The organism is Algoriphagus yeomjeoni (genome assembly GCF_049821175.1).
Classification (GTDB): domain Bacteria; phylum Bacteroidota; class Bacteroidia; order Cytophagales; family Cyclobacteriaceae; genus Algoriphagus; species Algoriphagus yeomjeoni_A.
In genome coordinates, this window is the sequence record NZ_CP187512.1 from 893,178 (window position 1) to 915,550 (window position 22,373).

A 22,373-nucleotide genomic window follows, 5' to 3' on the forward strand; every position below is an offset into this window, starting at 1 on the left:
TTTTTACAAATCCACGTGCTGACTGTTCTTCAGGTTTCTGTCAAAGATAAATGGACCAAAAGGCAAGACTGAAGCAATCAATGCAAATAAAGTTCTGCTGAAATTCCATTTTAACTTATGTGCAGTTGGGAATACGGTGTAGATATAAATGATAAATAAAATCCCGTGAGCCCAGCCTACATATTTCACTGCCAGAGGATAATCCCACATGTATTTGAGGGGCATTGCGATCAAAAGTAAAAGTAGGAATGAGGTCCCCTCAATAAGAGAAATCCATCGAAATCGCTTGGCCCAAGTATGTTGTTCTGGTGTTAAACTCATTATTTTTTAGCTATGTTAAATAGGACTTTAAGAGTGTTCCAAAGTTTGCCTTTGAGTGCTTTGTCTTCTGAAATTGTAGATAGAGCATCTGCGAAAAGGTATTCAGTTTCCTTTTCCATATGGATCTGGTAATCTGAAGCAGGCAGTGCATTGATCGGGTGTTTTATACGACCAAACTTCAGAACGATGTGTGCATTGAGGTCATAAAGTTCTGCCAATGATCTTTCTTCCAGTTCTTTGGAAGAGAGTAGTCCAACTTCATTCATGGAATGACCGACTGCGTTAATCATGTTCACTAGCATCTCCATTACTTCCGGTTTTAATTGCTGCTCCTCATGAAGGACAAGAATTCCTTTTTCGAATTTACCACGAACGACAAGAGGTTCGGGTTTTAGTTCTTCTTTTGGAGGCGTTGCTCCATCTAGATGGACAGTTTTCGGAAGAGTCTTTGGTTTTTCAGCTTCTTGAGTAGAAGTTGTTCCTTCGTTTTGCTGATCTGTCTTAGATTCTTTTTCGAAGAAAAAAAGCTCTTCGGTGATGATGTGCTGGAGCTCCTGAATGCTCATATTTTCCATGTGGGAAATTGCTTAAAATTCGCCTTAACACAAAAAAAGAGGGGCAATATCTCTAGTGCCCCTCTAATATTTATTCTCGGTGAATTGGATCAATCCAAATTGAAAATAGACTTCAATTCCACAGCATCTTCTGGTTTCATTCGTTTGGCAAGTACTAATCTAAGCTGCCTTCTTCTTAGAGCACCTTGGAAGTTTTCGATTTCTTCTGGAGTTTGTGGAACTAGCTCAGGGATTCTAGATGGTTTATTATTCTCATTTACAGCTACAAAGGTGAAAAAAGCTCTGTGAGTCATCACCTTTTTATTTGCAGGAATGTCCTCTGCAGTAACTTCGATGAAAACCTCCATGGAAGAATTAAATGCTCGGGTTACTTGAGCTTTCAGGGTAACTACATTGCCTAGAGCGATAGGTTCCTGGAAGGAAATATTATCTGCTGATGCAGTCACTACAATGCTGTTCGAATGCTTCTGAGCAGCAATGGCAGCTACCACATCCATCCAATGCATGAGCTTACCACCCATGAGGTTGTTCAATGTATTGGTATCATTGGGAAGGACCATTTCGGTCATGATCACTGCGGACTCTTTTGCAAATTTCTTGGTACTCATAAATCTAAATTTTAACAAAAATAGAAATAAAATTTGGCTGGAAAATCATCGAAGTGATTTTATCGGAATATTATATTGAAATAATGTGAAATTGTGTAAATCTAAAATCCCAAATCCGAAATCTAAAATCCCAAATCAGATCATCCCCAACCGTCTTTTCCTAAAAGAGGGACAAATGCAAAACCCTCGTATTCCTCCCGATCTACCTTTGTATTAGATTTCTTGGTGATCTTCAACATGGTCTGTCTGCGTTTATCGCCTACCGGAATTACTAGAATCCCACCAATTTTCAATTGCTGAATCAACGCTTCAGGAACGACAGGAGCACCAGCTGTCACAATTATTTTGTCATAAGGTGCATAGGCAGGCAGTCCGCCTGTTCCATCTCCATAAAAAAGATGCATTTCAATTCCCAATCTCGTTAAGAATCGCTTAGTTCCTTCAAATAATTTTTTCTGATATTCTATCGTAAAAACTTCTGCTCCAAGTAGATGCAAAATGCTTCCCTGATAACCAGATCCAGTTCCGATTTCTAAAATTCTATCTCCTTCTTTAACCTCCAGGAGTTCAGTTTGGAAGGCTACGGTGTAAGGTTGGGAAATAGTTTGACCTTCGCCTATAGGGAAGGCTTTGTCCTCATAAGCGTGGGAAATCAACGCAGAATCAAAGAAAAAATGTCTTGGTAAGGTGTTGATAGCCTGAAGAACACGCTCATTTTTGATTCCCTTTTCCCGTAGCAAAGTTACTAGAGCTCGTCGTTTTCCTTTATGTAAATAAGTGTCTTCGAGTTTGAGTAGGGGCATGGTTTTTTATGATTCTGCGGTCGAAGATAAAGGAATATTTGGCTTAATTTGAACTTGAATAGGGCATTTATTGCTTAGTCATTGAAACTTTGAAAGTTAAATTCAACGCTATGTTTACAGGAATTATTGAAGCTTTTGGCACAATACATAATATAACTCAAGATGGCACCAATGTCCACTTTGATTTGGAGTCCACTCTGGCTTCTGAATTGAAGATTGATCAGTCCCTAGCTCATGATGGTGTTTGCCTGACTGTGGTTCAGACTACTCCTGATTCTTATCGTGTGACAGCAATTGATGAGACTATTCAGAAGACGAATCTATCTCAATGGAAAGTAGGGAAGAGGGTCAATTTGGAGCGTTGCATGCCTGCAAATGGCCGTTTTGACGGACATATTGTACAAGGTCATGTAGATCAGGTAGGAACAGTGAAAAACATTACAGATCAGAATGGCTCCTGGGTTTTTGATTTGGAATTTGAGCATGGGCTAGGAAATGTGACTGTAGAGAAAGGGTCAATTACCATCAACGGGACAAGCCTGACCTGCTTTAACTCTGGTCCAGGTAGATTCTCAGTAGCAATAATACCTTACACCTTTGAGCACACTAATTTCCATCAGTTAAAGCCAGGAGACTTAGTCAATCTTGAGTTTGATATTCTAGGGAAGTACATCCAGCGAATTACAAAAGGATACGATTTGCCGTAAAAGCAAAAAAAGAGCGTTTCTAGTCAGAGGCGCTCTTTTTTTATGATTCGATGTTCTATTATTTCATACTGATTGTCTTCTCTTCAGCATCTTTTACCAATCTGAAACCTACATTAGAAGTACCGCTATCGAAAGCTTGACCTTGCCGGGCAGATGGGCGATAATTCACACAGTAATTATCTGCACATAGGTAAGAACCACCTTTGATCACGCGCTCCATGGCGTATGGGTTGTCAGGATTGTAGCAAGGATTCATGTTGGCATCCAGCTTCGGAGCTTGTCCGGCCAGTCTTGCGTATTTCAGCGCATCATACCAATCATCCGTCAATTCCCAGACATTTCCGATCATATCGTATAGCCCAAATGTGTTTGGAGCGAATGATTTTACTGGAGAAGTTCCTTCAAATCCGTCTAGATTTTGGTTGTCATTTGGAAAATTTCCTTGGAACGTGTTTGCCAAGTATTGACCGTTTGGAGTCAATTCATCTCCCCAAGCAAAACGCTTTCCTTCTGCGCCACCGCGTGCGGCAAACTCCCACTCATTCTCTGTAGGAAGTCTTTTTCCAACCCAATCGGCATAGGCTTTAGCATCTTCATAAGCAATATGAACCACCGGGTGATTTTCTAGTCCTTCCAAATTTGAATCTGGTCCCTCGGGGTTTTTCCAGCTGGCTCCTTCTACCCATACCCACCACAAGGAAATATCCTGAGTCGGAACGGGGTAGGGTGGTGGACTGAATACCATAGATCCCGCTACCAAAAGTGACTCATCTGGTTTTGGGGTGCCAGGAGGTAATTGCTGTTTGAGATCTTCCCATTCCGGTTTTTTCTCAGCTACAGTCACATAGCCTGTAGCGTCCACAAATTTCTTGAATTCTGCATTAGTAACTTCATGCCTATCCATCCAAAACCCTTTTACTTTCAGGTCTACTGCAGGTTTCTCAGCAGAATAGGCATCTGCCTCATTAGTTCCCATAACGAACTCTCCTCCCGGGATCCAAGCCATTCCTTCTATTTTTTCGGATGGTTCAGGCATGCTGGCTATTACCATTTTGTCTTCGTCAATAACCGTTTCAGAAGTCTTTTCCTGACAGGAGAAAAATGAAGTGCTAACCAAGATAAAGCTAGCTAAACTGTATTTTATTGAATTATTCATAAGTGGGTTCCTTCAGGGTTAAAAGTAGTAGAAACTATTCTTTATCCGAAAGATTTCACTAAGTAATGGTGCTTAATCCTCTTCAACAGGAAGCGCATTGATTCTTTCTGTTACTTTTTTTCGCAATTTGTTGAAGAACTGCTTTCGTTCTTTCTCGCATACTACGCTGATTTGAGTTGATTTTTTAATCAGATTTTCGAGGTTACGAAACATTGCATTATTGAATGCTGGATCTGAGGTTCCATGGAAATAGATCACGCTATGATTTAAATAGGTCACCTTTTGCTCATCCATGGTGGCAAAAAAAGTATTGTCCCCAATAATAAATTCATTCACGAAAAAGTTATAATCAGCCCCTTCAATTTCTGGATGTGAGGGTATGATTTTCTTGCCCTTTTCAGCCATTCGCTCCAAGTTGTCGATCACCTCCATCATACAATTATATAGAAATAGGGTGTCCTCTTTGGAAGTCATGATACCCATTTCGTGATATAATTCAATCTGCCGTAACGTCACACTTATACCTTCTATGTTCCAGATTTCTGTGGTTGGAATTTTATGGTAGGCTTTGAGAATTTTTTGGGTGATCTCGGCAAACTGATCGTAGGTATTATCCTGGATAGAAAACTTGGTGTCTTTCAAGCTTTCATTAAACAAAATTGATTTTCTCCAGAAAAAGAATTTGAAAGCAGCCAATTCCTTATGATAGTAATGATGAAAAGGTGGCATGTCTTTTACCAGCCAATAGATGTGTTTTTTAGAGAAGCTATTTACCAGGTTCAACTGGGCATAGACGTCTTCCATCCATTTCATGAAGCTATTTTCCTGATAATCATTTTGGTTACCATGAAAGAGAATGCTATTGGAATGTAGATTGAAAAAGGTGTCCACAGAGATATTGAAGCGACCACAAAGAGTCTCCAACTCATTGAAATCTAGTAACTTTTCACCTCGAATCCTTCTGTAAGCACTATCAATGCTGATTTCTAAAATCTCAGCTATTTCGTCGACGAGTGAATTGTAACTAGGTAATGATTGCTTTATTGCTTGGAAAAATGCCGCTTGGCTCTTATTGAAACTCATAGAAACAAGGGTGTAAGGGTATTTAAGTCGTTAAAACTATATTAAGATATAGGAAAGAAGAATAAGAAAAAATCTATACCTCTAAAAGAATTTATTCCAAAGACTTGATTGTCAAACAATAATATAATTATTGTTTGTTTTGTTGTACTTACCTAAGGATAAGACGAAAAAAAAAAGCGACTCGAAAGTCGCTTTAAATTTATTCTGCAACATGGGCTGCGGCGTGGAGCTTCCCAAGTTCTTGGTCTATGGTCCAAAGTCCTACTCCTTCTTCTCCAATGATATCGAAAAGTTCAAGCGCTCTTCTAGACATAGTTTCTTCCTCTCTTTGCTCAGTGACATACCACTGCATAAAGCTGAACGTAGCAAAATCCTTCTTGGTGAAGGCATGATCTACAATATTATTGATAGATTTTGTTACATTGATTTCATGCTCTAATATCAATTCGAAAATTTCTCTTAAGGAATTGAAATTATGTCTAATTCCAGAGATCTCAGGCTGAATGGCATGGCCTCCAGCTTCATTGATGTATTGGAAAATTTTCATCATATGCATCCTTTCTTCATCAGAATGGGTATAGAGGTATTTTGCAGCATTTTCATACCCCATCATATGACACCAAGAAGCCATAGATAAGTAATAAGCGGAAGATTTGCCTTCCATCTCTACCTGTTGGTTCAATAATTTTTCTGTATCAACAAGTAATGAACGCTGAAGCGTTACAATTTCTTTAGTTTTCATAAGATTAAGTGTTTCATAGTATAAACTAAATATCAGGATTGAGGTTCCAGTTTGGATGGTCTTTCATCGAATTTGGAATTGATTTAATTAAAGTATGAACTTATCTGGAAAGCGGAATCGGGAAAACAGGAAGGCTTTCAGCTCCAGAATCTGAAACTGACTGTACAGCAAAGAAGTAATTGTCTTTGGAATACGGTACTGTCAATGAAGTTTCTGTAGTCCAGAATTTTTGTTCCCACATCGAAGAAGAAGTTTCTCGCATCATTACATAATATCCAGCAGGGTTTCCTATTTCAGGAGCTTCCCAAAGTAATTTCGATTTATTGCTCAGTCCACGAACATCTATTTTCACTTCCTGAGGTTGACCTGGGGAATTAGCCAAAGATGCGAGAGAAGCTAGGTTTACAGCGGAGACTTTTCTCAAGTATTCAAAATCCATAAACTCCGGTAGATCGCCATATTGGATTCCATCTTCTACACGTACATTTTCGTGCTGGTGAATGAAGTTTTCGTTCATTTCAGACATTCGCACAGCAGTAAAGCCATTTCTGGCAAAAGAAGTTTGATCTCCACCTCGCAAGAATCTATCAGCACGATAAATCAATTTCACTTCAAATTGATCGACATACTTATCACCATGCTCCTTGACATACCTTGCCAATTGTCTCGATTTGCTGTCATTATCGGCATTGGTGTATCGACGAATATTACCTTCTTGCTCGGTCTCTGCCACAGGAATTGTTTCTGAGAAAACACGCATTTTTAAATTGTCTTTGATTAGAGTTTCAGAAGAACTGCTGTTTCCTACGATGTCATTATTTAGTACTGCTATGAGGTTCCATTCTTCTGACTTAGCCTTATCCGCCAAATAGGTAGCTCCTTTTAATCCCTGTTCTTCTCCAGTGAAAGCGACAAACATTATGGTGGCTGAAAACTCATGTGAAGCCATGATTCTCGCTAATTCTATCACTGCTGCAGTTCCACTGCCATCATCATTTGCTCCTGGAGAACTACCTTCAGCATCCATTACATCTTTGTTTCGAGAATCCATGTGTGCCGAAAGGATAAATATGCGCGTGTCATTTGGATTAGTCCCTTTGAGGGTCGCTATCACATTAGCGCCAGGAGAGTCTGCCGTTATTCTTCGGTTATCAGCTGGAATCGTGAAATTTTCAATTTCTGCAGTCATTCTGCCTCCGGATTGCTTCGCAAAATAATTGAATTTGGAAAGCACATAGCGCTGAGCTGCAGGCATACCATCCTTTTCATCTGTACTCAGGGTGTGGCGGGAATTGAAAGAGGCTAATGCTCGCACGTGGTGCTCGAGAGAATCTGAGGAAATTTCAGAAATCATTTGAGCAATTTCCGGATTTCGGATAATTGTAGTTTGTGAAATCGCCGCTTGGCTGCAAAGGGCGAAAAAGATAATGAGTAATTTTTTCTGCATGATATTGAGGTGGTTTATACTTATGACTTAAATTTATTGCATATATATTCCTCCCAAAGCATTTTTACATGAAAACCATAGATCAACCTAAAAAAGGTGATTATTCGCCTTTTTTTTCAACCTACCTAAATTTAGTGACAGGAAATAATTATGAAGAGCAGGTTTTAAATCAATCAAATGCCCTTTTAAAGCTGTTTGACGAGAAGGGTAAAGCATGGGCAGAAAAACCCTATGCTGAAGGAAAATGGACGCCCAAGGAAGTACTTGGTCATATTATCGATACTGAAAGAATAATGACTTTCAGAGCGCTATGTTTTGCCAGAGGGGAGAAATCGGCATTGCCGGGTTTTGATCAAGACCCCTATGTACTTAATGCTAGATTTGGGCATGTTCCGATTGAGCACTTGTTGGATGATTTTGTAAGCCAACGCATGGCATTATTGTCCCTACTTCGAATTTTGCATGAAGACACACTAGATCTGGTAGGTACCGCAAGTGGTAATTTGATTACTTCAAGAGCGCTCTTTTGGATTATTCCTGGTCATTTTAGCCATCACCTGAATATTTTAAAAGAACGCTATTAAAAATGAAATCTAGGCGATTTAGTCATTATGACAAGATATAAGAACTATACATAAGGATTATTTTCCTTCCTACGGAACTTCATAGACAGTCTCGAATAGTCGAGATTGCCATACCAAAACAATTTTAATTGTATGAAACTGCCTATAGTAACTATTGATGCTTTTACCAAAAAGCCATTTTCTGGAAATCCAGCAGCTGTTTGTTTGCTGGAGAATGAACTTAGCTCAGATCAAATGCAGATGATTGCAATAGAAATGAATCTGAGCGAGACGGCTTTTGTAAGTCGTACTGCTGAGGACGATTCATTTGGCCTACGCTGGTTTACGCCAGCAGCGGAAGTTGATCTTTGTGGACATGCTACGTTGGCATCCGCATACTGGATGGTAGAATCTGGGTTGGTAAAAGCTGGGAAGATTATCCGTTTCCAAACTCGGAGTGGAGAGCTTCGGGTGAAAAGTGATGGGGACTGGATGGAAATGGATTTCCCTTTGCTTCCAACCCAAATAGAAACACATCCTGTTTTCAAGAAGGATTTTTTCGGCTTTCCAATCAAAAGCGCAGCGAAGTTGAGAAGCAATTGGATTATTGAATTAGAAAATGCAGAGGCTGTTGAATCTTGTTCACCTGATTTTACCCTAGTGAAAAAGCACAGTGAAGAAGGTATTATTATCACTGCATCAGGAAAGGATTCTTTTGATATTTATAGTCGGTATTTCGCTCCAAATTTAGGAATTGATGAGGATCCGGTCACTGGGTTTGCTCACTGTGCTTTGATGGATTTTTGGTTTCAGGGAATTGGGAAAATCAGCTTAAAGGGCTATCAAGCAAGTAAACGAGGAGGAGTGTTATATTTAGAAAAAAGAGAGGATAGAGTTATCCTAAGAGGTCAAGCAGTTAAGGTATTGTCTGGTGAAATTGAATTTTAAATGAATCATTTTGTAAATAAAAAAAGTAGACAAGTAAAATATGCGTTCAATTCCTTTACTGAGTATTGGCTGACCGATGCGAGTTTTGCTGTGCTTCTGGTGATTTTACTTTTCACGGTTTTTATCTTACCTATTTTGATAGAATATGACCATGTACATGCATTTTTTGTCAATACAGTCTTTTTGTTTTTGTTTTTCACGGGAATTTGGTCGTCAAGGAATAAGATTTTGATAGTATTGACAACTATACTTTTTTTAACCCAACTAGGGTTGCGAATTGTGCGATTTTCCAACTATGAATTTGAATTCTATTTGATGGAGCGTTTCGTTGGTATTTTAAATATGATTGTGTTTATATTTTTGAATATCAGGCTGTTGTTTAGAGATGACGAAGTAAATATTTATCGAGTTATAGGAGCTGTCAATGTATATTTATTGGTAGCGATTTTAGGTTCCTTTGTGTTTGAAATCATCTACCTGACGACTGGTTCTGGCATCGGCGGAGATGTTGAATTAGGCGGACTGGACGAGGATTTTGCACTGTATATTTATTTTAGTTTGGTGTCACTCACCACAGTGGGCTTTGGGGATTTATATCCAATTAAGATCATGTCAAAAATGTTGTCGGTTTTTCTTTCTACCATTGGAATACTCTATCCAGCTGTGGTGATCGCAAGATTGGTTTCAGCTAATAAGACTAAATAGTTGTACCCACCTATGTAATTTTTTTTCGCTTTGCATTTACAATTAGTAGTTTCAATTCCGAATAATTATACCCACACTTTATGAGAAAATTTAGTTTAACAGTACTTTTTATGGCTTTACTTTCTGTAGTTTTTGCTCAGGAAGAAAGGCATATAGAAATAGAGTCTGCTGTGGTAACCACCCACGAGACTACAATCAAAGGAAAGAAGGTTCCATACAAGGCTACGGCTGGGACTCAGCCAGTTTGGAATCAGAAAGGGAAACCTATCGCTTCCTTGTTTTACACATTTTATGAGCGTACAGACGTTTCAGATAAAACTACTCGTCCGCTTGTGATTTCTTTCAATGGTGGGCCTGGTTCGGCATCTATCTGGATGCATATTGCTTACACTGGTCCGGTGATTTTGAATATTGATGACGAAGGCTATCCACTTCAGCCTTATGGGACCAAATCAAACCCAAATTCTATTCTTGATGTAGCTGATATTGTGTATGTGGATCCAGTGAATACTGGGTTTTCTAGAATTGTGGATGAAGAAGTGGATCGTTCTACTTTCTTTGGGATCAATTCTGATATTAAATACCTGGCGGATTGGGTAAACACATTTGTTACCCGTCAGCAGCGTTGGGCTTCGCCAAAATATCTGATAGGTGAAAGCTATGGCACTACGCGTGTGGCAGGATTGGTAGCACAGCTTCAAAATTCACACTGGATGTATTTCAATGGTGTCATCATGGTTTCTCCTACAGAATTGGGGATTGAGCGTGGCGCACCAATTCATACCTCTAACTATCTGCCTTATTATGCAGCGACAGCTTGGTATCACAAAGCATTGGATGCGTCACTGCAAAGTCAGGATTTAGAGGATTTCTTACCGGAAGTGGAAGCTTTCACCATCAATGAGCTAATTCCTGCGGTGGTGAAAGGCGGCATGCTGTCCGAAACTGAGCGAGATGCTATAGCATCGAAATATGCCTTATATTCTGGACTGGATAAAAAAGTAGTACTTGAGCACAACCTTTTGATTCCAACCAATTTCTTCTGGAAGGAATTGCTGAGAGATCAGGGAATGACTATTGGTAGATTGGATAGTAGATACAAGGGTTTTGACAATGCAGGGACTGGCTCAAGACCTGATTTTGATCCTGCTTTGTCATCCTGGAATCATGCATTTGCTCCATCTTTTCAGATTTATGTGAGAGAACATCTCAATTACAAAACTGATTTGACTTATAATTTATTCGGACCGGTACATCCTTGGGATCGCTCAAACGAAAGCACAGGATATGATTTGGCTGATGCTATGCGTCAAAATCCCTACCTACATGTCATGACTCAATCAGGTTATTTCGACGGAGGCACGGATTATTTCAATGCAAAATACAATCATTGGCAAATGGACCCATCTGGTAGGTTGGCAGATCGACTTTCATGGAAAGGCTATAGAAGTGGCCACATGATGTACCTAAGAGCTGAGGATTTGGAGACCTCCAATGAAGATATTCGTCAGTTTATAAGGAAATCTATGGTAGCGCCAGATATGCCGGCCAAGTACGATTAAAGGCGTAGCAAGTGACTAGTACAAAGAATCTTGATAGTAGAAAAAGAAAGCCGAGGAATCATCTTCGGCTTTCTGGTTTTAGGGAATTAGCTGTGTTTTGAAGCTTTCAAAGTCGGCTATCTGTTCTTTTGCACCAATCATCTCTCCCAAAATCTGGTAAATATCTCCTAGCTTCTTTCCTTCTTTTCTTAGAAATTGAATTGAAGTTGCTCCTGCAGATTTGGACAGTTTCTTGTTTTTTGGGCCTTTCAAAAGTTGATGATGGTGAAAAGTTGCCTCTTGAAAGGAAGTGAGATCAAGTCCATTTGCTACGATCTGCTGATCCAAAGTTGACCCCAGCAAGTCATTTCCCCTCACGATCAGATCAACTCCATAATGTACATCATCAATTACAGAAGTGAGTTGATAGGCTGGGAGCTTGTCCTTTTTCCTAACAATAAAAAAGGCTGAATCTTCAGGCAGAACGTAGGATTTTTCTCCAGTAGAGTAGGTTTTGATTTTAATGAAATCAGTATCGAAAGTATCCATACGCCAGCAAGTCTCAGCTCTTTCCAATGGGATATTTCTAACTTGGCAATGACCTAAATAATAGCCTGAAGAGTCTAATTGCTGGATTTTCTTGCGGGTGCAATCACAGGCAAAGACTAATCTTTTTTCACGTATTTCCTCCAATGCCTCCAAATAACTATTCATGCGGTGAATCTGAGACCATTCCTGCTCAAAGTCCTGAACTGTTTTCGGTCCTTGATCGTAGCTTATTTCCATAAACTCCAGCGTATCAAAAATATCCTGAACATATTCTGTTCTGTATCGCTCCCGATCGAGGTCATCTATCCGAAGAAGAATCTTAGCGCCAGTTTCTTCAGCTAAAGCTTTGGTAACCAAAAAAGAATAGAGGTTTCCCAAATGAAGGAAGCCGCTCGGAGTGGGTGCAATTCTTGTGAGTTTCAAATTCATCGGGCGAAATTAAATAGAATAGCGCATAATTACTGTGGAAGAAGTAGTCTAGTCATTTTTGATTTTACTCTTAAGCATCTTTAACTTCCATTAATTCAATAGCTATCAAAAGCCTGCTTATTTTTGGACTTTATGAAATTCAGATTCCTAGTTACCCTATATTTTGCTTTTCTACCAGCAATTCTCGCACAGAGAACCTATTCAGGGAACGTGCTTGATGCTACAGATAAAACATACATGGAAGGGGTGAATGTGGAAGTTCTAGGTTCCACAAGTTCTTCTCTAACCAATATTAGAGGCTATTTTTCCGTAAAGGGGAATATTGGAGATACCTTGAAAATCTCCTTTCCTGGATTTATTGAGCAGAAAATAGCATTGGGTGAAGAGACTTTTTTAATGCTCCAGATTCAGGATAGGGCAAGGTTTCTCCCGACTTTTGAGGTGAAATCTGAACCTTATGCTTTTCGATTCAAAGATGGTAAATTAACCCTGATCGATCCTGATGAAGAAAAAGAACCCTCAACTAAAGGTGGAATAAGTGCTGGATATCTTGACTCACCAAATGGGGGAATTGCAATCGCCGGTGTATTGTCCTCATTGACCAAACGGGCGAGACTAGAACGAGAATATCAGAAAAAGCTGGAGTGGATGCGTAGGCGAGAAGGATATTATGCCGTTGTTGAATCAGACTCCATTCGTCAAAATCTCATGGTGAAGTATCAGCTTGAGCGTTCCGATTGGGACAGAATAATTATTCGCTTCAATGAAGGAAATGCCTACCATGAGTTTTTGGATTGGAGCAAAGAGCGTGTTTATACGACGCTGAGTGAGTTTATTGATCGGGAGAGGAGATGGATTAATTAATCTTTTCTTTTGAAAGACCAAGTCACGTAGAATCGTGCAACTTCTTCTTGTTGCGGGTTTTTACCAGTTGAAATCATTGTCAATTTTCCGGTGTCATTTGGCTCTAAAGCCGCAAGAAGAGCAAATAATTCTTGTCCTTGCTCGCAGGTGAATGTGATTTTTTGATTGGCTTTTTTGAAGTATTCGGCTCTGAAGTCTACAACCAACATGGAATATTTTCCCAATCCACTGATAGCCAACTGGCATAATGCACCCGTGCTTAATTCTGCTGCTCCTGCCATTGCAGCAAAATAAATAGACTTAAATGGATTCTGCGTTCGCCAGGAGTAGGGTATAGTTACTACACATTTTTCCGCATCCAATTCTTTAATTCGAAATTTCCAAAAAATCGCTGAAGGAAGCTTAATCAACATACCAAACCAGAAATAAAATGGGTTACTCATTTTTTTTTGGTACGCTAAAGCAGCGGGCTTTAAGGAAGATTGGGTTTCTTTGTCGTTCATATTTCTTTAATCGAGAGCTTAAAGTAGTGAAAAATGCTTTCTGGTATTTAATTTGAAACAAGAGAAGAAAAAAACAACCACCATGAAAAAAATAGCAATAGTATTTTGCGCCGGATTAATACTGTATTCATGTGCTAAAGTGCCATTAACAGGGCGGAATCAACTTTCATTGGTTTCAAATGAAGAGATCCAACCTTTAGTGGATGAACAATACGATCAGGTATTAAAAGAAGACAAAGTCGTTACTAATACTGCAGACGGGCAAAAGGTTCTCAAAGTGGGGAAGCGCATGGCTGACGCAGTGGAGAGCTACTTGGCTTCCCAAGGATATCAGGAGCTAGCGAACTCATTCGATTGGGAGTTTAATTTGCTCCAAAGTGACCAGGTCAATGCTTGGTGTATGCCTGGTGGAAAGGTAGCTTTCTATACGGGAATTATGCCTCTCACGCAGACTGAAACAGGAATAGCAGTAGTAATGGGTCATGAGATTGCTCATGCCGTGGCATCTCACTCAGCAGAGCGTATGTCTAATGGTATGGTTACTAATTTAGGAGTAAGCGTGCTTTCCAGTGCAATCGGCCAGAATCCTTCAATGACCCAAGCCATTTTCCTACAGTCTGTTGGTATTGGTGGAGAACTAGGGATGTTGAGTTTCTCGAGAAAGCATGAGCTAGAAGCTGATGAATTAGGATTGACCTTTATGGCAATAGCAGGATATGATCCTCGTGAGGCTCCAATTTTCTGGCAAAGAATGCTAGCCAATGAAAATGGTCAAGCTCCACCTGAGTTTCTATCTACTCACCCAGCTTCGCAAACAAGAATTGACAAGTTGAATAATCATATGCCAAAGGCATTGGAGTTTTATAAAGGAAACTAATAACAAAAAACCCGGAGGTGACTCCGGGTTTTTTGTTACTGATTAAATCCTCTCAGTTTGATCTGAGTAAGTTTACGTTTCGTGTCAAGCGGGAAATCACCTCGCATCATCCAGTCGTAGTAGCCTGGCTCATCTTTGAGAACTTGGGTAACGGGGGTTCCTTTTTGCTTCCCGAAGTTGAATACCTCTACGCCTTCGTTGTTGAATACAAATCTTCCAGCCAGATCTACCATTTTTTCATTCAGCATGTCATGGAGTTTCTTCATGTCGTTTTCGAAGACGCCCATTTTATTGCCTTGCAGATCTTCCATTTCTTCTCCCAAATAGCGTTCTATTTGTGCTTTGAACACATCTAAAGTAGCAAGTGTGTCTGCTTCAGCACTGTGTGCATTTTCCAGCGTTCGACCGCAGTAGAACTTGTAAGCGGCAGTTAGGTTTCTCTTTTCCATCATGAAGAAAATCTTCTGCGCATCCAATAGATTTCTTTTGTCTAAATCAAACTCGATTCCAGCCCTGAGAAATTCTTCTACCAAAAGCGGAATGTCATACTTTAAAACATTAAATCCAGCCAAATCTGATTGACCAATGAATTGGTATATTTCTCTTGACAGTTCTTTAAACGTCTTTTCTTCTTTCACGTCCTTGTCATAAATGCCGTGAATTAGTGATGACTCAAGCGGTATAGGAATGGTTGGGTTGATTTTCTTAGTGTAGATTTCCTGTCCTCCATCTGGCTTTACCTTCACGATGGAAATTTCCACGATTCGGTCTGTCGAGATGTTGATTCCAGTAGCTTCTAGATCAAAAAATGCAACGGAATTCTTCAAGTTTAGCTTCATGTGCTTATAATTTTTTTAGTGGTCACATGGAATCTCGCATTTAAATTCATCATCCCGCTTTGTGGCGTTTGATACATGCTCGATTTCATAGTTAGTTGAATTTTGCTTTAATCGGCTCCAGATCCATTTTGTCGTAGGATCCCGAACTCATCAAAAGTAGGTTGGAATTTGAATAGTCTTGAGCCAAAAGGAATTCTTTAAGGCTTTTGCTATCGGTAAATAATTTTAAATCTGGTCGCTGGAAGCCTTCCCTTAACGTGTTTTCATCCATCAATTCTAGCTTTTTCAAAGCTACAGCATGAGGATCAAGATACACAATTGCCAGATCAGCAGCTTCCATTGATTTGGCATAGTTTGGCAAAAACTCCTTATTTAGCGATGAGTAGGTGTGCAATTCCTGCACAGCGATCAGCTTCCTGTTTGGGAATTGAGTTTTTACAGCCGATACAGTCGCTTTTAATTTGGAAGGAGCATGAGCAAAGTCGCGGAAAAGACTGGAATTATCCGTTTCCACCAATAGTTCCTGACGCTTTGCTGCGCCTTTGAAAGTCTGGATACTCTCGTAGAACTGCTCTTTGGTCAATCCCAAGGCTAGACAGATATCCATCGCACCTTGTAAATTTTGCAGGTTATGCTCTCCGAAAATATATATTGGAATCAAGCCATTTTCTGTTTCCAGAAATGTTTTTCCGTCTTTGATGATGGCTGGATGAGCGTTATAGGCAGTTTTCTTTGCTCCAATAGTTGTGTTTTCGGCTGCTTCTTTCACCAAAGGATCAGCTTCACAATAGATCAATTCTCCGGAATCAGGAGTTAAATTCATCAGTTTGCTAAACTGCTCTTTGTATTCTTCAAAGTCAGGGAAGACGTTGTAATGATCCCAGGCGATTCCACTTACCAAAGCAATATCATGTTTATAGTGGAAGAACTTCGGCGTTCTGTCTAGGGGAGAGGTAAGGTATTCATCGCCTTCTATTATGATTACAGGAGCATCAGAAAGTTTAACCATCAAATTAAAGCCTTCGATCTGTGCTCCAACGAGGTAATCAAAATCTACATTTTGATCTTTCAGTACGTGCAGGATTACTGAAGTAATTGAGGTCTTTCCATGTGAGCCAGCTACGATTACCCGCTTTTTGTTCTGGCTTTGATTAAAAATGAATTCTGGAAAAGAGTAAACAGGAATACCCAATTCCTGAGCTTTTATAAGTTCAGGATTATCTATTCTGGCATGCATGCCTAAGATTATACCCTCCAGATCAGCCGTGATTTTTTCAGGAAACCATCCATATTCAGCTGGCAAAATCCCCGCTTTTTCTAATCTCGTGCGGGATGGTTCGTAGATTTCATCATCAGAACCGGTGACCTGATAGCCTTTTTCTACGAGTGCTAAGGCTAAATTATGCATCACTGCTCCACCGACGGCTATAAAGTGATATTTATTCATTGAGTAAAATAACGAGTGGGAATTATACTTCAAACTTAAAAATAATTATTGGCAGCTTGGGGGCATAGCTATTCTAATTCAAAAGATTTTATTTGGTTGTTGAATTTTGACTGGTTAGTTAAAAGAATTTTGGGTTTGTTTTTCCAATAAATGCAACTACCTGAGAGACTGAATTAATCTCTTATAATCGGAGTTAAGGCTGGATTTCTGTGATAATTAATAGTTTGATTTCCTTTTCGAGGCTTGGTTATTGAGGGGGATAAATGTTGATAACTCTGGTAAAAGTTGTTTAGAACTCTTGCCTTTTTCAGAATACATTTGTTCTATGACCGAGAAAAGTAGCAATCCCCGTATTACCCGAAACAAGCCCACTCACCAAAATACTAACATGCTAGGCAAAGTGCCGCCACAAGCCATTGATCTTGAGGAAGCTGTGCTTGGAGCATTGATGCTTGAGAAGGATGCGTTGACAAACGTGATTGATATTTTGAAGGTGGAGAGTTTCTATAAGGACTCTCATCAGGTCATTTTTCAGGCGATTCTTGATCTATTTACCGAGAGTCAGCCGATAGATTTGCTTACTGTTACTTCTCAGCTTCGCAAAAGCGGTACGTTGGAGATTGCCGGTGGAGCTTTTTATGTGACTGAACTTACCTCCAAAGTAGCTTCTGCCGCCAATATTGAATACCATGCTCGGATTATCACAGAGCAATCCATCAAGCGTGAGATGATCAGAATTGCGTCTGATATCCAAAAAGATGCTTACGAAGAAACAACTGACGTTTTTGAGTTGCTTGACAAAATGGAGCAAAACCTTTTTGAGATATCTGAAAAGAATATCCGAAAGAATTATTCAGACATGAAGTCCATCATGCGGGAGGCAATCATAGAATTGGAAGCTAGAAAAGGTCAAAAAGATGGTCTGACTGGTGTTCCATCAGGATTAACTGCATTGGACCGTGTGACTTCAGGTTGGCAAAAATCCGATTTGGTGATTATAGCGGCACGTCCTGCTATGGGTAAAACAGCTTTTGTACTTTCTGTTTTGAGAAATGCAGCGGTAGATCACAGCCGCCCTGTGGCAATCTTCTCGCTGGAGATGTCCTCGATTCAGTTGGTGAATCGTCTGATTTCCTCCGAGGCTGAATTGGACTCAGAGAAAATAAAAAAAGGTACACTTGCTGAGCATGAGTGGGCTCAATTGGTTCATAAGACTGCAAAACTCTCCAAAGCACCGCTTTTTGTAGATGATACGCCTGCACTTTCTATCCTTGAGCTTCGGGCGAAATGTAGAAAGCTAAAAGCTCAACACGATATACAGATGATCGTAATTGATTACTTGCAGTTGATGTCAGGAGACTCTAAAGGCGGAGGTGGAGGAAACCGAGAGCAGGAGATTGCAAGTATTTCCAGAGCCTTGAAGAAAATCGCAAAAGAACTCGAGGTTCCTGTAATAGCACTTTCGCAGCTTTCCAGAGCGGTGGAAACCAGAGGAGGAGATAAGCGTCCACAACTTTCCGATTTGAGGGAATCTGGAGCCATCGAGCAGGATGCTGATATGGTTATGTTCCTTTACCGTCCTGAGTATTATGGAATCACCGAAGATGAAGATGGTAATTCAACTCAGGGCGTAGGTGAGGTGATCATTGCGAAACACAGAAATGGTTCTTTGGATAATGTCAAACTTCGATTTATCGGTAGATATACCAAATTCCAGGATTTGGATGGATTTGGTAATATGCAAGATCCTCAAGGTGGAAATGCTGTTTACCGACCAACATTCGCTGCCCAATCCAGCGGGATTTCTGAGTTTGATTCCGGAAATACGATCAAGCTTCAAAGTAAAGCCAACAGCGATGATGGCGATGATTTATTGAATAGAAATAACTCTGAAGACGCATTTTAAATTTTTGACATGAAAGCCATCACATTAAATAGTACGCAGCCGTCAAAACTACTTCTGACTGATTTTCAGACAAGGAGTTTGCTTCCTGGTGATGTACGGGTTTTGATTAAAGCAGCAGCTTTAAATCATCGAGATGAATGGTGTAGGCAAGGTCTTTATCCAAATATTAAAGATGGTGTTATTCTAGGTTCAGACGGAGCTGGAATTGTGAGTGAGATAGGAGAGGGAGTGGATTATGAGCTGTTGGATAAAGAAGTAATCATAAATCCTGCGTTGAATTGGGGAGAAAATCAAAAAGTGCAAGGACCAAATTTTGAGATTTTGGGCATGCCTAGAAACGGGACACTTGCAGAGTCAGTCATTGTTCCTGTAGACAGACTTTACGAGAAGCCAGCTCATATGTCTTGGGAGGAAGCTGCAGCTTTGCCCTTAGCTGGATTAACAGCTTTCCGGGCACTTACTTACCAGGGGAATATTCAGGCTGGGGAAAACTTGCTAGTCACTGGATTTGGTGGTGGCGTAGCTCAATTTGCTGTCCAATTTGGATTGGCACTTGGTGCAAAGGTTTCAACGAGTAGTAGCAGCACTGAGAAACTGGAAAAAGCTAAAGCTTTGGGTGTATCAACTACATTTAATTACTTGGATCACAATTGGATATCAAAAGCCATGGAAGTTACCAATGGTTTTGATTTGATCGTTGATGGGGCAGTGGGAGATACGCTAAATCACCTGATTCAGGTAGCAAAACCTGGTGGGAAAATTGTTTTTTACGGAGCTACTTTAGGGAATCCTTCTAAGTTGGAGGCAAGAAAAATATTCTGGAATCAGTTGAAAATAATGGGAACTACGATGGGTTCTGATCAAGATTTTAAGAATATGGTTTCCTTAGTCAACGAGAAAAAAATCAAGCCTATAATAGATCAGGTTTTCGGATTTGACAAGGCAGAAGAAGCCTTTAATCGGATGCGGGATGGAAAGCAAACTGGAAAAATAGTATTGGTTCCTTAATTAAACCTCGATATAAGTTTCACCAAATTCCTTTTTGGCGATTCTATAGATCTCATCTTTATCTAGTGGAACTACTAGCATATCGCCAGGTTTAGCGACCATACTGTCCTTCCAAGGCGCCTGAAACTTTAATGTTTTGGTCACTCCTAACTCTTCAAAATGTGCTTCATTCACAATAATTCCCAATATTTCCCCCTTTGGCTGATAGCAGCCCCAACCATGCTCTAGGGCTTGAACTATTGTGTATTTTTTTTCAAAAGTTTCAGCTTTTACTAAATACAGCTCATTTACACTTGTCTGATTTTCTACCAACCAGTCTCCAACCTCAGCAGTGTTTCGAGTTTCTTCTCCATCAGATGTTTTTGTGATCACCAATTGCCCCGGTTTTGCTTTTTTGGCTCGGATCATACTCTTTTTTTTATAGCGTTTACCGCTTTTTTCTAAAATAGGAAGAAAATGAGCCAGCATTTCTTGTTGGGTGATCATAGAACTGTAGGGTTAGATTATTTGATATAGGTCATATAAAACTACTATTTTCAAGTTAAGGATTGCTCACATTTTTTATGAATTCAGTACTTTTTAGCCAATCTGACTAACCTTAATCCAGATCATTTTCAAAGAGAAAATTCTGATAGGCATTTTGCAATTCCTGCTGGGCCTTTAGGTTCTTTTGCTCACGAGCTAGAGCTATTCCCTTTTCAAAAATCACTTTAGATTGCTCTAAATCACCGATTTCCGCATATAAATGTGCTGCTGGAAAATAGGTAGCTAAGTAAGATGGGTGATCGGACAGCAGTTTCGCGAAAAGGCTATATGCCTCTTCCGGGTCCGTTTCTCGGAATTCAATTGCCAAAGCATACCAGTTAAAAGGGTTTTCCGGTTCTTCTTCGGTAAACTGTCTAAGTAGCTGTATCCTGTCCAGATTGCTCATCAATAGTTTTTTTAATTAAGTGCTTACTGTTATTTTCACGATAAATAAATCTAACCTAATCTAATACTAAACCAATGAAGATTCTTGTTTGTATCACCCACGTACCTGATACTACCTCCAAGATTCAGTTTACGGCCGACAATACCAAGTTTGATTCTACTGGAGTTCAATACATTATTGGCCCATACGACGATTATGCTTTGGCTCGTGCTGTAGAACTTAGAGATGAAGCGAGTGGTAAGTTAACAGTTTTGAATGTAGGAGAAGCGGATTCTGATCCGACTTTGAGGAAAGCTTTGGCAATTGGCGCTGACGAGGCTATAAGGGTAAATTCAGCACCAAAGGATTCTTATTTCGTTGCGCAGCAAATTGCGAATTATGCCAAAGAAGGAGCATATGATTTGATTTTGATGGGAAGAGAATCCATTGATTTCAATGGCGGTATGGTTCATGGCATGGTTGGTGAATTGCTTGGAATGCCTTCTTTTTCCCCAGTGATGAAGCTGGATGTAGACGGATCTACGGTGAAAATGGCTAGAGAAATCGAAGGTGGTAAGGAAATGCTGGAAGCAAGTCTTCCGCTGATTGCTGGTTGCCAAGAGCCTATTGCAGAATGGAAAATTCCAAATATGCGTGGGATCATGTCTGCTAGAACTAAGCCTTTGAATGTAGTAGAGCCAGTTTCTCAGGAAACTCAAGCTGAAGCAAACAAATACGAGCTGCCTCCTGCAAAAGGAGCTGTGAAATTAGTCGATAAAGACAATGTCGCAGAGCTTGTAAGACTTTTGAAAAATGAAGCAAAAGTGCTTTAATTAAACCCAATAACTTGTTATAAATTAGGATATTATGTCAATTTTAGTATATATAGAACAAGCTGAAGGAAAAGTAAAAAAGACGAGTCTTGAGGCTGTCTCTTTTGCCAACGCTTTAGCGGCACAAACAGGAGAAGGAGACGTGGTGGCAGTAGCACTTGGTACCATCGGAAACGAAGAACTTGCTGCTATAGGAAAAGCTGGCGCAGCAAAAGTGATGCACGGTGCAGAAAGTAAGTTGGATGCTGGAGTGATTCAGGCACATGCTTCTGCAGTAGCTCAGGCTTACAATCTCTTAGGTGCAAAGACTTTGGTCTTGGCAAAATCATCACTGGGAGATGCTGTTGCAGCAAGACTTGCAATTAAACTTAAAGCAGGCTTGGTATCCAACGTGGTTGAATTACCAAAAACTGAAGGGGGATATGTAGTGAAAAGAAGTATTTACACAGGAAAGGCTTTTGCTGAGACCTCTGTAACGACTGAAAATAAAATCCTTGCTATCAAGAAGAATGCAATAGATTTGAAGCTTGATGGTGCTGATGCTCAAGTGGAGACTTTTGATGTGGCATTGGAAGAAGCTGATTTTGCTTCTAAAATCACATCTACGGAGCGTGCTACAGGCGATGTATTGCTTCCAGAGGCGGATATAGTTGTATCAGGAGGTAGAGGCTTGAAAGGTCCGGAAAACTGGGGAATGGTAGAAGAAATGGCCAAGATTCTTGGTGCAGCAACTGCCTGTTCCAAGCCTGTTTCTGATCTTGAGTGGAGACCTCATCATGAGCACGTAGGGCAGACTGGAGTAAAAGTAGCTCCAACTTTGTACATAGCGATAGGAATTTCAGGAGCTATTCAACATCTTGCAGGAGTCAATTCTTCAAAGTGCATTGTGGTCATCAATAAAGATCCTGATGCTCCTTTTTTCAAAGCTGCAGACTACGGAATCGTAGGAGATGCATTTGAGGTTGTGCCAAAACTAAACGAAGCATTTAAAGCTGAATTATAAATTTTT

25 protein-coding genes are annotated in these 22,373 nt (G+C 40.0%); 11 read left to right on the top strand and 14 right to left on the bottom strand.

Annotated features, from left to right (window positions below; genetic code table 11):
- Positions 1–3 precede the first annotated feature (3 nt).
- From ACPUEN_RS03535 to ACPUEN_RS03550, 4 genes are all read right to left on the bottom strand, one after another.
- Positions 4–321, bottom strand: a complete 318-nt coding sequence (locus tag ACPUEN_RS03535) for a DUF3817 domain-containing protein (protein WP_111610342.1) — start codon at positions 319–321, stop codon at positions 4–6.
- Positions 321–896 (bottom strand): hypothetical protein, encoded by a 576-nt coding sequence (locus ACPUEN_RS03540; RefSeq protein WP_425638520.1) that lies wholly within the window; start codon positions 894–896, stop codon positions 321–323. Before ACPUEN_RS03540 ends, ACPUEN_RS03535 begins: the two co-directional genes overlap by 1 nt.
- 89 nt (positions 897–985) lie before the next feature.
- Complete coding sequence (locus ACPUEN_RS03545; RefSeq protein WP_425638521.1) at positions 986–1,504, bottom strand: acyl-CoA thioesterase; 519 nt, start codon at positions 1,502–1,504, stop codon at positions 986–988.
- A gap of 140 nt (positions 1,505–1,644) precedes the next feature.
- Positions 1,645–2,307: a protein-L-isoaspartate(D-aspartate) O-methyltransferase gene (locus tag ACPUEN_RS03550; protein ID WP_425638524.1), complete on the bottom strand. Its 663-nt coding sequence runs from the start codon at positions 2,305–2,307 to the stop codon at positions 1,645–1,647.
- A 110-nt stretch (positions 2,308–2,417) separates the two neighbouring features.
- On the opposite strand from ACPUEN_RS03550, the gene ACPUEN_RS03555 reads away from it, so the two are divergent.
- Complete coding sequence (locus ACPUEN_RS03555; protein WP_425638527.1) at positions 2,418–3,014, top strand: riboflavin synthase; 597 nt, start codon at positions 2,418–2,420, stop codon at positions 3,012–3,014.
- A 58-nt stretch (positions 3,015–3,072) separates the two neighbouring features.
- Here the strand turns inward: ACPUEN_RS03555 and ACPUEN_RS03560 are convergent, their stop codons facing one another.
- The 4 genes from ACPUEN_RS03560 to ACPUEN_RS03575 form a co-directional block, all read right to left on the bottom strand.
- Positions 3,073–4,170, bottom strand: a complete 1,098-nt coding sequence (locus ACPUEN_RS03560; RefSeq protein WP_425638528.1) for a formylglycine-generating enzyme family protein — start codon at positions 4,168–4,170, stop codon at positions 3,073–3,075.
- Between the two features lie 72 nt (positions 4,171–4,242).
- On the bottom strand, positions 4,243–5,253 hold the full coding sequence (locus tag ACPUEN_RS03565) for a hypothetical protein (RefSeq protein ID WP_425638530.1): 1,011 nt from the start codon (positions 5,251–5,253) through the stop codon (positions 4,243–4,245).
- A 199-nt stretch (positions 5,254–5,452) separates the two neighbouring features.
- Positions 5,453–5,995, bottom strand: a complete 543-nt coding sequence (locus ACPUEN_RS03570) for a ferritin (protein WP_111610334.1) — start codon at positions 5,993–5,995, stop codon at positions 5,453–5,455.
- A 100-nt stretch (positions 5,996–6,095) separates the two neighbouring features.
- Positions 6,096–7,442: a M20/M25/M40 family metallo-hydrolase gene (locus tag ACPUEN_RS03575; protein ID WP_425638531.1), complete on the bottom strand. Its 1,347-nt coding sequence runs from the start codon at positions 7,440–7,442 to the stop codon at positions 6,096–6,098.
- A 68-nt stretch (positions 7,443–7,510) separates the two neighbouring features.
- Between ACPUEN_RS03575 and ACPUEN_RS03580 the strand changes: the two genes are divergently transcribed.
- The 4 genes from ACPUEN_RS03580 to ACPUEN_RS03595 all read left to right on the top strand — a co-directional run bounded on the left by ACPUEN_RS03580 (position 7,511) and on the right by ACPUEN_RS03595 (position 11,220).
- Complete coding sequence (locus tag ACPUEN_RS03580) at positions 7,511–8,026, top strand: DinB family protein (RefSeq protein ID WP_425638533.1); 516 nt, start codon at positions 7,511–7,513, stop codon at positions 8,024–8,026.
- Positions 8,027–8,158: 132 nt separating this feature from the next.
- Complete coding sequence (locus ACPUEN_RS03585) at positions 8,159–8,953, top strand: PhzF family phenazine biosynthesis protein (RefSeq protein WP_425638535.1); 795 nt, start codon at positions 8,159–8,161, stop codon at positions 8,951–8,953.
- Positions 8,954–9,658, top strand: coding sequence for an ion channel (locus ACPUEN_RS03590; protein ID WP_425638537.1), 705 nt, complete (start codon positions 8,954–8,956; stop codon positions 9,656–9,658).
- An 80-nt stretch (positions 9,659–9,738) separates the two neighbouring features.
- Positions 9,739–11,220, top strand: coding sequence for a S10 family peptidase (locus ACPUEN_RS03595; RefSeq protein WP_425638539.1), 1,482 nt, complete (start codon positions 9,739–9,741; stop codon positions 11,218–11,220).
- Positions 11,221–11,298: 78 nt separating this feature from the next.
- Here ACPUEN_RS03595 and ACPUEN_RS03600 read toward each other — a convergent pair whose 3' ends face one another.
- Complete coding sequence (locus tag ACPUEN_RS03600; RefSeq protein WP_425638541.1) at positions 11,299–12,177, bottom strand: glutamate--tRNA ligase family protein; 879 nt, start codon at positions 12,175–12,177, stop codon at positions 11,299–11,301.
- Positions 12,178–12,309: 132 nt separating this feature from the next.
- On the opposite strand from ACPUEN_RS03600, the gene ACPUEN_RS03605 reads away from it, so the two are divergent.
- On the top strand, positions 12,310–13,041 hold the full coding sequence (locus tag ACPUEN_RS03605; RefSeq protein ID WP_425638542.1) for a carboxypeptidase-like regulatory domain-containing protein: 732 nt from the start codon (positions 12,310–12,312) through the stop codon (positions 13,039–13,041).
- On the opposite strand, the gene ACPUEN_RS03610 is transcribed toward ACPUEN_RS03605, so the two are convergent.
- Entirely contained in the window at positions 13,038–13,484 is a 447-nt protein-coding gene (locus ACPUEN_RS03610; protein WP_425638547.1) for a DUF4442 domain-containing protein, read from the bottom strand. The two genes, ACPUEN_RS03605 and ACPUEN_RS03610, sit on opposite strands and share 4 nt — an antisense overlap.
- 142 nt (positions 13,485–13,626) lie before the next feature.
- Between ACPUEN_RS03610 and ACPUEN_RS03615 the strand changes: the two genes are divergently transcribed.
- A complete protein-coding gene (locus ACPUEN_RS03615) occupies positions 13,627–14,421 on the top strand; it encodes a M48 family metallopeptidase (RefSeq protein ID WP_425638549.1) in 795 nt (264 codons plus the stop codon).
- 35 nt (positions 14,422–14,456) lie between these two features.
- Here the strand turns inward: ACPUEN_RS03615 and ACPUEN_RS03620 are convergent, their stop codons facing one another.
- Positions 14,457–15,260, bottom strand: a complete 804-nt coding sequence (locus ACPUEN_RS03620; RefSeq protein WP_425638551.1) for an exonuclease domain-containing protein — start codon at positions 15,258–15,260, stop codon at positions 14,457–14,459.
- Between the two features lie 91 nt (positions 15,261–15,351).
- The gene (locus ACPUEN_RS03625) at positions 15,352–16,707 is read right to left on the bottom strand and encodes a UDP-N-acetylmuramate--L-alanine ligase (protein ID WP_425638553.1); all 1,356 of its coding nucleotides are present in this window, start codon (positions 16,705–16,707) and stop codon (positions 15,352–15,354) included.
- A 325-nt stretch (positions 16,708–17,032) separates the two neighbouring features.
- On the opposite strand from ACPUEN_RS03625, the gene dnaB reads away from it, so the two are divergent.
- Together dnaB and ACPUEN_RS03635 are read left to right on the top strand one after the other, a co-directional pair.
- A complete protein-coding gene (gene dnaB / locus ACPUEN_RS03630; RefSeq protein WP_111610322.1) occupies positions 17,033–18,613 on the top strand; it encodes a replicative DNA helicase in 1,581 nt (526 codons plus the stop codon).
- A 9-nt stretch (positions 18,614–18,622) separates the two neighbouring features.
- A complete protein-coding gene (locus tag ACPUEN_RS03635) occupies positions 18,623–19,621 on the top strand; it encodes a quinone oxidoreductase family protein (RefSeq protein WP_425638556.1) in 999 nt (332 codons plus the stop codon).
- Here ACPUEN_RS03635 and ACPUEN_RS03640 read toward each other — a convergent pair whose 3' ends face one another.
- Together ACPUEN_RS03640 and ACPUEN_RS03645 are read right to left on the bottom strand one after the other, a co-directional pair.
- Complete coding sequence (locus ACPUEN_RS03640) at positions 19,622–20,107, bottom strand: hypothetical protein (protein WP_425638558.1); 486 nt, start codon at positions 20,105–20,107, stop codon at positions 19,622–19,624.
- 112 nt (positions 20,108–20,219) lie between these two features.
- A complete protein-coding gene (locus tag ACPUEN_RS03645; RefSeq protein WP_425638560.1) occupies positions 20,220–20,552 on the bottom strand; it encodes a tetratricopeptide repeat protein in 333 nt (110 codons plus the stop codon).
- 74 nt (positions 20,553–20,626) lie between these two features.
- Here ACPUEN_RS03645 and ACPUEN_RS03650 point away from each other — a divergent pair, with 74 nt between their 5' ends.
- Both ACPUEN_RS03650 and ACPUEN_RS03655 read left to right on the top strand, forming a co-directional pair.
- Positions 20,627–21,364, top strand: a complete 738-nt coding sequence (locus ACPUEN_RS03650) for an electron transfer flavoprotein subunit beta/FixA family protein (protein ID WP_425638562.1) — start codon at positions 20,627–20,629, stop codon at positions 21,362–21,364.
- A gap of 34 nt (positions 21,365–21,398) precedes the next feature.
- Positions 21,399–22,367, top strand: coding sequence for an electron transfer flavoprotein subunit alpha/FixB family protein (locus ACPUEN_RS03655; RefSeq protein ID WP_425638563.1), 969 nt, complete (start codon positions 21,399–21,401; stop codon positions 22,365–22,367).
- Positions 22,368–22,373: the final 6 nt, after the last annotated feature.